The 10,986-nt window shown below is 44.9% G+C and carries 7 protein-coding genes; all 7 read left to right on the plus strand.

What is annotated here, in order from left to right:
* Positions 1-52 precede the first annotated feature (52 nt).
* Genes BUE76_RS23725 through BUE76_RS23755 form a run of 7 tightly spaced genes read left to right on the plus strand, consistent with a single transcriptional unit; the run spans position 53 to position 10,692 of the window.
* Entirely contained in the window at positions 53-4,417 is a 4,365-nt protein-coding gene (locus tag BUE76_RS23725; protein WP_073039086.1) for a CusA/CzcA family heavy metal efflux RND transporter, read from the plus strand.
* 10 nt (positions 4,418-4,427) lie between these two features.
* Complete coding sequence (locus BUE76_RS23730) at positions 4,428-5,579, plus strand: efflux RND transporter periplasmic adaptor subunit (RefSeq protein WP_073039088.1); 1,152 nt, start codon at positions 4,428-4,430, stop codon at positions 5,577-5,579.
* 38 nt (positions 5,580-5,617) lie between these two features.
* Positions 5,618-6,091, plus strand: a complete 474-nt coding sequence (locus BUE76_RS23735; protein ID WP_073039090.1) for a DUF2231 domain-containing protein — start codon at positions 5,618-5,620, stop codon at positions 6,089-6,091.
* Entirely contained in the window at positions 6,054-6,902 is an 849-nt protein-coding gene (locus BUE76_RS23740) for an AlbA family DNA-binding domain-containing protein (protein WP_083596280.1), read from the plus strand. Before BUE76_RS23735 ends, BUE76_RS23740 begins: the two co-directional genes overlap by 38 nt.
* 38 nt (positions 6,903-6,940) lie before the next feature.
* A complete protein-coding gene (locus tag BUE76_RS23745; protein ID WP_083596281.1) occupies positions 6,941-9,154 on the plus strand; it encodes a multicopper oxidase domain-containing protein in 2,214 nt (737 codons plus the stop codon).
* 16 nt (positions 9,155-9,170) lie between these two features.
* A complete protein-coding gene (locus tag BUE76_RS23750) occupies positions 9,171-10,268 on the plus strand; it encodes a VIT1/CCC1 transporter family protein (RefSeq protein WP_073039091.1) in 1,098 nt (365 codons plus the stop codon).
* Positions 10,269-10,326: 58 nt separating this feature from the next.
* Positions 10,327-10,692 (plus strand): hypothetical protein, encoded by a 366-nt coding sequence (locus BUE76_RS23755; protein ID WP_073039093.1) that lies wholly within the window; start codon positions 10,327-10,329, stop codon positions 10,690-10,692.
* The last annotated feature ends 294 nt before the right edge of the window (positions 10,693-10,986 follow it).

The raw sequence follows: 10,986 nt of genomic DNA on the forward strand, positions 1-10,986 counted from the left end.
GCGCGAAAAGCGTTGCCATGCCATCTGTTTTTCAAACTGCATTGATTTTACCATGCTTAAGCAAATTATTCATTTTTCTATCCGGAATAAACTAATCATTGGCCTGCTAACCCTTGGGCTTCTTGTTTGGGGAGCATACCAGGCCACACAATTACCGATAGATGCCGTACCGGATATTACTGATAATCAGGTACAGGTGATTACGGTTTCTCCTTCTCTTGGCGCTCCCGACATAGAACGCCTTATTACGTTCCCCATTGAACAGGCAAACAGCAACATACCTGGCCTAAAAGAAATCCGAAGCTTTTCCCGTTTCGGCTTGTCTGTTGTTACGATTGTTTTCAACGATGCCGTTGATGTGTATTGGGCCCGACAGCAGGTAGCCGAACGGCTGCAGCAAGTGCAAAGCCAGATACCGGTTCAATTTGGCAAACCTGAATTAGCACCTGTTACCACCGGTCTTGGTGAAATCTACCAATATGTCGTCAGGCCAAAGGCGGGCTTTGAAGGCAAATACGATGTGATGCAACTGCGCACCATTCAGGATTGGATTGTGCGCCGGCAATTGCTGGGTACCCAAGGAGTGGCGGAAGTCGCCAGCTTTGGCGGAAAGCTGAAGCAGTACGAGATTGCCCTCAATCCCTACAAGCTCAAATCGTACAACCTTACCGTTGATGATGTATTCACCGCCCTGGCAAAAAACAACCAAAATACGGGAGGCGCCTACATTGAAAAAGGGCCTACGGTTTTGTTTATCCGTAGCGAGGGGCTGGTTGCCAACGAAGAAGATCTCAACAACATTGTAGTTAGCAGCACCGCAAGCAACATTCCGGTTTTGATTCGTGATGTGGGTGCAGTTCAACTGGGCAATGCTACCCGTTATGGCGCCATGACATTTAACGATAAAGGCGAAGTGGCCGGAGCCGTTGTAATGATGTTGAAAGGTGAAAATTCTTCTGCGGTCATTAGAAGAGTGAAAGAAAAAATTGCTCAAGTTCAAAAATCACTACCCGAAGGTGTTGTAATTGAGCCTTTCCTTGACCGGACAAAAATGGTGAACAATGCCATTTCAACAGTGGAGCGGAACCTGACGGAAGGTGCTTTGATTGTCATCTTCGTGTTGGTTCTTTTCTTGGGAAATTTAAGAGCAGGGCTGGTCGTAGCATCGGTCATTCCACTGGCCATGTTGTTTGCCATTATTATGATGAACGCTTTTGGCGTGAGTGGCAATCTGATGAGCCTTGGTGCCATTGATTTCGGGTTGATAGTGGACGGCGCTGTTATCATTGTAGAAGCCGTGATGCACCAGCTAAAACACTCAAAACATTTCAGTGGGGTAAACCGGCTCACGCAGGAGAAAATGGATGATGAAGTAGAACACAGCGCATCCCGCATGATGAATGCTTCCATCTTTGGGCAAATCATTATCCTGATTGTTTACCTCCCCATCTTTTCGCTACAAGGCATTGAGGGAAAAATGTTTAAGCCAATGGCTCAGACGGTTACGTTTGCCCTCATCGGCGCTTTTATATTATCACTGACCTACGTACCTATGATGACTTCTTTGGCAATCAGCAAAAAAATCTCGCATAAGCCAAATCTAAGCGACCGGGTGATGAACAGGCTGGAAAGGATTTATCAGCATGCGCTGGCAAAATCACTGCGGCTATCGAAAGTATTTATCGCATCAGCAGTAGCGCTGTTTATCATTAGTGTCTTCATTCTAAGCCGGATGGGCGGTGAGTTTATTCCCAAGTTGGAAGAAGGCGACTTTGCCGTAGAAACAAGGGTGCTAACCGGAAGCAACATTACCACCTCTGTCAATACACTTCTTAAAGCCTCACAAATTCTGAAGGCAAGATTTCCGGAAGTGGAAAAAGTGGTGGGTAAGAATGGCAGCAGTGAAATTCCTACTGACCCCATGCCGATTGAAGCCAGTGACCTGATGATTATTTTAAAAGACAAAAGCACCTGGACCAGCGCCAAAACCTTTGATGAATTGTCGGAGAAGATGCAGGCTGCCTTGCAGGAAATACCAGGTGTAACGTTTGGCTTTCAGTATCCCGTTCAAATGCGGTTTAATGAGTTGATTAGCGGCGCCAGGCAGGATGTGGTGTGCAAAATTTTTGGGGAAGACCTGGACTCGCTTGCCAGTTATGCCAATAAACTGGGAGCCGTGGTAAGCACAGTTGATGGTGCTGCCGATTTATATATTGAAACCGTTACCGGTATGCCGCAGATTGTCATTCGCTACAACCGGCCGGCGATAGCACAATACGGCCTTACGATTGAAGACATTAACCGTGTCATCAACACTGGCTTTGCAGGGCAAAGCACCGGACAGGTTTACGAAGGCGAAAAACGATTTGACCTCGTCGTACGTCTGGAAAGTGGCCAGCGGCAGAACATTGCAGACGTGCAAAACCTGCTGATAGCAACGCCGTCCGGCACGCAAATCACATTAAGCCAGGTGGCCGATGTTCGCATAACAGAAGGGCCCAACCAAATACAACGGGAAGATGCCAAACGCCGCATCATCGTTGGCTTTAATGTCCGGGGCCGGGATGTAAAAAGCGTGGTGAATGAGTTACAGGAGAAAGTAGAACAGCAAATAAAATTACCCGCAGGCTATTTTGTAACGTATGGCGGTGCATTTGAAAATCTGCAGGAAGCACAAAAACGGTTGAGTATCGCCGTACCCATATCACTGTTGCTCATCTTCCTGCTTCTGTACTTCGCCTTCCGCAGTGTCAAACAGGGACTGCTCATTTACTCGGCTATTCCACTCTCTGCCATTGGAGGAGTTTTGGCCTTAGCCATCAGAGGCATGCCATTCAGCATCTCTGCCGGGGTAGGATTTATTGCTTTGTTTGGAGTGGCAGTACTAAATGGCATTGTACTCATCTCCGAATTTAACCGCCTTCGCAAAGAAGGCTGGAAAGACGTGAAACGCATTGTACTGCAGGGAACCAAAGTGCGATTACGCCCTGTATTGATGACAGCGACGGTTGCTTCATTGGGTTTTATTCCCATGGCATTGAGCAGCGGCGCCGGTGCCGAAGTTCAGCGGCCATTGGCAACAGTTGTGATTGGCGGATTGGTCACTGCTACATTCTTAACCTTATTCATTTTACCTATGTTGTATGTCATATTTGATGGAAAGAAAAGAATAAAATCATTGCCTGTGAAAGCTGCCGCTATGGGCTTGCTGTTCGTTGTAAGCGGGATGGCTTCGCTAAAAGCGCAAACACCTGTAACGTTGCAGCAAGCCCTTGACACGGCGGTTCAGAATAATCTAGCCGTCCGTTCTTCACAACTGAACGTGGCCTATTACCAGCAGTTACAGGGAAGTGCACGGGATGTTCCAAAAACGGCTTTTAATGCCGAAGTGGGCCAGTTTAATTCCTATCAGGCCGATACAAGACTGGGTGTACAGCAAACCATCAACTTTCCAACAGTGTACACCCGGCAGAAAGCTTTGTACCAGGCGCAAACCCGCCGGAGCCAGACGGAATTACAATGGACAAAACTGCAACTGAAAGAACAAGTGCGGCAAGACTATTCAGACATTGTTGCTCTAAAACAGAAACAAAAACTTTTGCAGTTTGCGGACAGCATCTATGCCGGGTTTTTGAGCAAAGCAGCATTGCGCTATAAAGCCGGCGAAACAAGCATTGTTGAAAGAGCGGCTGCGGAAAACCAGCGAAAGCAAATCAGCCTTCAGTTGCAAACACTGGAAGCAGATATTAATACAGCTCTTATCAGCTTCAATACGTTGCTCAACAGCAGGCACTATTTTGTCCCGGCGGATACGGGCTTGCGCATTCAGCCTGCATTCATAGCCGACACGGCGCTACTATCCCTTCATCCGGCCATTCAAATAAAACAAAATGATGTACTGATTGCTGAGCAAAACTGGCAACTGCAAAAAGCTAGGTTGCTGCCCGACCTGACATTGGGCTACAGTAACCAAAGCATCATCGGCAACCAGTTGGTTAACGGTGTAAACAAATATTACGACGCAGGCAACCGGTTCCACAGCGTACAGGCGGGTATTGCTATCTCGCTTTTTAGCGGCGCACAAAAAAGCAGGATACGGGCTGCCCAAACAGCCATACTGCAATCGCAAACAGAATACGAGCTTGCCCGGCAAAGGACGTTATCGGCCTACCGCACCTTGATAGAGCAATACCGTGTGCAGCAGGCAAACGTACAGGCCTACGAAACAACGATGCTGAAAAATGCTTCCACGGTGTTGAATGCAGCCAACCTGCAGTTTCAGAATGGAGAAATCAATTACCTGGAATGGGTGATGCTCACCAACCAAGCCGTCAGCATACAATCCGGGTATATAGATGCCGTTCAAAATCTCAACAGAATTCAAATCCAACTTCAAACCTTATCAAGCAACCAATAAATGCATTCAGATGAAACGTTTAATCATATTTATAATAGCGGCCACAATCCTTTCCTGTTCTTCTAAAAAGCAAGATACTGCTACAGAAACAGCAGTAAAAGAAGAAAAACAAGTGGACCGCAACTATACCGTGCAGCTTACCGATTCGCAGGCACGGAATGCACAAATTGTCATCGGCCAGCTTGAGAAAAAGGAAATAGCAAACCAGTTAAAAGTAACAGGCAAGGTAGATGTGCCGCCGCAAAACATGGTTTCGGTCAGCTTTCCGCTGGGCGGATATTTGAAATCCACAAATCTGCTGCCCGGTACCTATGTAAGAAAAGGCGGCGTGTTGGGTGTGCTGGAAGACATCCAGTTTATTCAGTTGCAACAGGATTACCTGTCGGCAAAAGTGCGTCTTCAGTTTTTGGAAGCAGACTACAAACGCCAGCAAACGCTGGATGCAGGTCAGGCAACCAGCACCAAAATGGTGCAGCAGGTGCGGAGCGATTACCAAAGCCAGCGCATCCTGCTTAGAAGTTTAGAGGAGAAGTTGCGTCTTATTGGCCTCAACCCTGCCCGGCTGAGCGAAGGAAACATTTCCAAACGTGTCAACATCTACTCACCCATCAGCGGATATGTATCAAAGGTGAACGTCAATATTGGTAAGTATGTAAGCCCTACGGATGTATTGTTTGAGCTTGTAAATCCGGCTGACATTCACCTGGTGCTGACTGTGTTTCAAAAAGATGTGGCGAAGCTGAGGGTAGGTCAAAAGGTGATAACCTATACCACCAGCGATACGATCAGAAAAATACCGGCTACAATTTTACTCATCAGCCAGGACGTGGCGCCGGATGGCAGCGTACAGGTGCATTGCCATTTTGAATACGAAGAACACAAGCTGCTGCCCGGCACGTTTATGAATGCGGAGATAGAGACTAAAAATGCTGAAGCGTTTGTTCTACCCGAAACGGCAGTGGTGAGCTTTGAGAATAACCATTACGTCTTTGTGCAGAAAGAGGAAAACGTTTACGAAATGATACCCGTGCAGACAGGCGCCAGTGAGAACGGATATGTAGCGTTGGATGACGCAAACAGCAAAGCATTAGCCGGTAAGCCCATCGTAAGTGCAAATGCATACACATTACTCATGGCTTTAAAAAACAAGGCCGACGAATAACAACAAACCTACTTTTTAAACAACTCAAAATCAATTTTATGAACCTCAATCCCGCTCACTTGCACCTACTGGTTAATCATATTCCCATTACCGGAGGCATAATAGCATTGCTTGTTTTGGCTTACGGCATTCTTCGCAAAAGCGAGCCTGTAATTAAAGCTGCTTATTGGCTGTTCGCTTTTATTGCAGTTTTTTCATTTATTGCTTCCCAAACCGGCGAAGGTGCAGAGCACATGCTCCTGCAGGCAAAGCTGGCCGACCGTGACACCATTGAGAGGCATGTGGAGGCTTCAAATATTGCCCAATGGTGCATGGTGCTCGTTGGTCTGGCATCATTGGCTGCTTTGTTCGTCAAACGCTTCCAAACCATGCGTGTGATACCCGCAGTTGTGCTTATACTTTCACTTATTGCGGCAGGGTTAATGGCAAGAGCCGGATTGTTAGGCGGTGAAATCATGCACAAAGAAATTCGTAATGAAAATTCTTCGGTTTCTGTTAATCCCCTACGCTGAAATGCTTGCTCGAAGAAAAGCATCAAAAACTAAATTATTAAAAGTAAATTCAATGCCAGCAATGTCAGCGTATAACCACAAGTGGGCATGGAGCGCAACAGGATCAATACTTGGACTTTTTGTACTGGCTCCATTAGTGATCATTCCATTGGAATATCATTTTGGCAACCACAATCTTTCTCTCAGAAATATTGTTTCAGATTTTTACCAAAATGCGGTAAGGATAGATTTCGTTAGCGGGTCGCTATTCCTGCTGTTTTTGACACTTGGCGGTTTAGTTGGCAACATGCTTTTCAAGATAAAGAAAGGGCACAAAGCTGATGACAGCCATTACGCACCATTTGGCCACTTCCTTATTAAAGGAGAATGCGACACGGTGGAATTTAAATCCTCATTCCGGTGGGATTATCGTTTGCAAAAGACAAGCAAAGACATCGAGTTTGCAAGCCTGAAAACGCTTGCTGCTTTTACGAACACCAACGGGGGCACTTTATTGATTGGTGTGGATGACGCAAGTGCAGTGGTCGGGCTTGAGAAAGATTATAACACGTTAAAAAAACCGGGGCGTGATGGCTTTGAGCAATACATCATGCAGGCAGTATCCCTGTCGCTGGGAACAGAAAACTGCAAGTTCCTTGACATTTCCTTTGTTGCATGCGACAGCAAAGACGTGTGCATGATACATGTAAAAAAAGCTACCGCACCTGTGTTTTTAAAGCAGCAGCAAAATACACATTTTTTTGTGAGGGCAGGTAACGGCACCCGTGAATTAAACATTCAGGAAGCCCTGAAATACATCAAAGGTTTGTAAACCAGTTTTATAGTTACATACCAACAAAATCGCAAGCAATGAAAAAACTTCTTTTTCTTTCAGCAGCTTTCTTTCCGTTCCTGATGTATGCGCAGCACGACATGCACAACATGAACATGCCGGAGCAAACCTCAATGAAAGGAACCGGCAAACGTGTTGAATATCATTTAAATGTTACCGACACCGTGGTCACTTTTGCAAAAGGCAAATTAAAACCGGCCATCGCCATCAATGGCACCATTCCGGCGCCAACGCTGTATTTTTCTGAAGGCGATACGGCTGTTATTCATGTGCGCAATTTGATGCAGGTAGAAACATCTATCCACTGGCATGGTTTACTATTGCCCAATGTGGCCGATGGCGTTCCCTATCTTACCACGCCTCCTATAGAAGCAGGGAGCACCTACACTTTTTCGTTTCCTGTAATTCAAAACGGTACTTACTGGTACCATTCTCATACCGGCCTTCAGGAGCAGGTAGGCCTATACGGACCAATTGTTATCTATAAAAAAAACACGCAAACTGAAAAAGAAAAAGTGATTTTATTTTCAGACTGGACCAACGAAAGCATGGCAACCGTGGTTCGGTCATTAAAGGCAAACTATGAATGGTATGGCATTAAAAGAGGCTCGGTGCAAAGCTGGGGCGAGGCGCTGGTAAAAGGATACCTGGGCGATAAAGCAAAACAGGAATGGAGCCGGATGCCACCCATGGATGTATCCGATGTGTATTATAATGCCTTTCTTGCCAACGGAAAGCAGATAACGGAATATCCAGAATTTAAACCGGGTGAAACCATCCGGGTAAGAATGATAAATGGTGGTGCAGGCACCTATTTCTGGGTGCAGTTTGCCGGTGGCCCCATGACCATCATAGCCGCTGACGGAAAGGATGTAAAGCCGGTGAAAGTGGATAAAATTGACTTCCCGATTGCTGAAACCTATGATGTACTCATCACCATCCCTGCTGATGGAGCCTACGAGCTGAGAGCAACGGCTGCGGATATTTCGGGCCACAGCTCGGTTTATTTTGGCAGCGGTAAAAAAGTGATGGCGCCTGACCTCCCAAGGTTGAATTACTTTGGGATGCTGAGGGAGCGAAATAAAATGGACATGGGCAGTAGCGGCAAAGACGGCTCCATGCCAGGCATGGATATGCAGCAGAAGGATACCACCCAAAAAATAAACGGGATGAACATGAGAGCAAAAAAGGAAAGTACATCCATGCCAGGAATGGATATGCCAGGCATGAACATGGGAAATGTAAAAACCGCCGGCGTACTCACCTACGATATGCTGCGTTCCGTTGCTCCCACAGCATTTGACAAAAAGTTACCTGTTCGTGAAATACCGCTATCGCTTACCGGCAACATGCTGCGTTACATCTGGTCGTTTGATGATAAGCCATTATCAAAATCTGATAAAATCCTGATTAAAAAAGGCGAAGTCGTTCGGTTCAAAATGTTTAATAATACTATGATGCGCCACCCCATGCACCTGCACGGTCACTTTTTCCGGTTGATAAATGCACAGGGAGCGTATGCGCCACTAAAGCATACGTTTGACATTCAGCCAATGGAAACCGTTACCATAGAATTTTTGGCTAATGAAGAACAAGACTGGTTTTTCCATTGCCATATTTTATACCATATGGCTACCGGGATGGCCCGCATTGTCAGCTACGAAGGCTCTGAACAAAATGAATTTGCCAAAACCGGTTACAAAACATTGAAGAAGGAAGACAATTTCATTTCACACTGGTTTGATTTCAGTGCATTGTCGAACGGGGCATGGCTGGAGGCCTTCATATCAAACAACAAAAACCAGTTTCGCTTTGATGGCAGGGTAAACTGGAAAGGAGATTACGAAACAGAATCACACCTGTTGCGGTTCCTTGATAAAAGAGATTACCTCGCTGCTTTTATTGGTTTTGACTACCGCTTGAACAAGGGGATTACTAAAAATCCGCAGTCGAACACAAAAAATAATCGCAGGGTTTTTGAAGCTGGATTACTGTATTTAATGCCTTTCTTTATTGAGACTGAATTACGGGTAGACCAAACGGGCCGCTTCAGAGCGCAACTTCAAAGACGGGATATGCCGATTACCACCAGGTTATTCTTTGATGGCCGAGTAAACACCGATAAAGAATACACTGTAGGACTCAGGTATTTTATTTCACGCACCCTCTCCATCAGTACGCTGTACGACAGTGACTATGGAGCCGGTGCAGGTATCAGCATTCGTTATTAATTAAATAACTATCTACATGAGAAATAAGAATATACAGACAGAGGTTGATGCTTGGTTTTTATACCAAAAGCTGGCTGAACATGAGCCAGATGCCACCATTGCAAAAGTATTCAGGCAAATGAGCGAGATTGAAAAAAGCCACGCAGAGGCATTTGTCAAACAAGAAAATATGTCTGCTGAGGATTTAACGCGGCCATCATGGAGAGCAAAAACTTTAAACACCATTGGTAAGATATTCGGATATGATTATGTTTTAGGTGTTTTAATGGATACCGAAAAAAGCATTGCAAACGCTGTTATTACAACCAAGCGGAAGAATAAACAAAAGATAACAGGTTCAGAAGCAAGTCATGTGAATATTCTTCGAACAATTCTTGAAAAAGAAACTAAGGTAACCGGCACACAACTTTCAAAATTTGAAAGCAGGCACCGTTCCGTTGGTGGAAATGCCATCAGGGCAGCGGTGTTAGGTGGGAATGATGGTTTGGTTTCCAACTTTAGTCTGGTGATGGGAATAGCCGGAGCCACAGCCGGGCAACAAGGCGTATTATTAGCGGGGTTAGCAGGCTTATTAGCCGGAGCATTATCTATGTCACTGGGTGAATGGATCTCGGTAAAAAGCTCACAAGAACTTTACGAAAACCAAATGCAAATAGAAATGGAAGAATTGGAAACTAATCCTGAAGGTGAAATGAAAGAACTGGCTTTAATATACATGGCGAAAGGTATTCCTGAGGATCAAGCACAGCAAATGGCGGCGGATATCATGAAGAATAAAAGTCATGCGCACGAAATATTAATCAAAGAGGAATTAGGAATTAATGCTGAAGAACTGAAGGGTTCAGCCGTTGAAGCTGCCGTTTATTCTTTTATACTCTTTGCGATAGGTGCTATTATTCCTGTTCTACCCTTCATTTTTACAAGCGGTATGAAAGCAGTGCTAATTAGTGTTTTAGCAAGTGCTGTGGGCCTGTTTTTAATTGGTGCAGCTATCACACTTTTTACTGGAAAAAACGTATGGTATTCAGGTTTAAGGCAAGTAATGTTTGGCTTGGCAGCAGCAGCTATTACTTTTGGAATTGGCAAGCTTATAGGCGTATCAATTGCCGGATAACTGTCGTTTCTGTAAAAAAAATCTTTTTTTAAATGTTAGCAACAGAAAAATATAAATAATGAACCAAGACCTGGTCGTTTTCAGCATAAGAACGCTGCCCATTTGTATGAAGGCTGGAAAAACTGAACAATCAAAAAGCCCACTACGAAAATCGTTCCCTAAAACCAAATACCTGATGATCATAATCGAGGCAAAAGCTACAGGTACCATGAACGCACACCAATTTCACAGTCAGGAAGCAGTACTAAAGCGTAGAAATCAGGCGCAACAGAGGTCAATGGGCAGTACTGCCAGCTTGATGGTATCCGTGGATTTGGTAGATAAAAAGGACTGTGTGCATGCTTTTTTCTACACACATCTGAAAATACTAAAGGGTAATACCACAATTTATAGAGACGTTGAGCAATGGGTTAATTCACTTTAACAGCACAATCGGTATAGTCGCATATATTTTGCTAAAAAAATTGAATTTTACAAAGCTCAACTACTTTTTTGAAATATTAACATAAGTAATACCTAGAACGCTAGAGGATCTATGCAAAAATTTCCATGCTTTTCGCTGAACTCACTTCAGTAATCGCTAAGTTCGGCATGAAGGAAATATTCAGTGATACAGCTGCGGCTATACGCACCGCTGTAATATTTACTATTGAAATAGCTAACGGCTTTTTCTTATGTACGCTCACCAGGAACTACAGCAGTCGGCAGGTAAAAACCT

Source organism: Cnuella takakiae (genome assembly GCF_001953305.1).
Taxonomy (GTDB): domain Bacteria; phylum Bacteroidota; class Bacteroidia; order Chitinophagales; family Chitinophagaceae; genus Flavisolibacter; species Flavisolibacter takakiae.

Excerpts from the sequence above, each read along its gene's own strand:
- BUE76_RS23750 (WP_073039091.1), top strand. The coding sequence starts at position 9,171 with ATGAGAAATAAGAATATACAGACAGAGGTTGATGCTTGGTTTTTATAC.
- BUE76_RS23730 (WP_073039088.1), top strand. The coding sequence starts at position 4,428 with ATGAAACGTTTAATCATATTTATAATAGCGGCCACAATCCTTTCCTGT.
- BUE76_RS23735 (WP_073039090.1), top strand. The coding sequence starts at position 5,618 with ATGAACCTCAATCCCGCTCACTTGCACCTACTGGTTAATCATATTCCC.
- BUE76_RS23745 (WP_083596281.1), top strand. The coding sequence starts at position 6,941 with ATGAAAAAACTTCTTTTTCTTTCAGCAGCTTTCTTTCCGTTCCTGATG.
- BUE76_RS23755 (WP_073039093.1), top strand. The coding sequence starts at position 10,327 with ATGAACCAAGACCTGGTCGTTTTCAGCATAAGAACGCTGCCCATTTGT.
- BUE76_RS23725 (WP_073039086.1), top strand. The coding sequence starts at position 53 with ATGCTTAAGCAAATTATTCATTTTTCTATCCGGAATAAACTAATCATT.
- BUE76_RS23740 (WP_083596280.1), top strand. The coding sequence starts at position 6,054 with ATGAAAATTCTTCGGTTTCTGTTAATCCCCTACGCTGAAATGCTTGCT.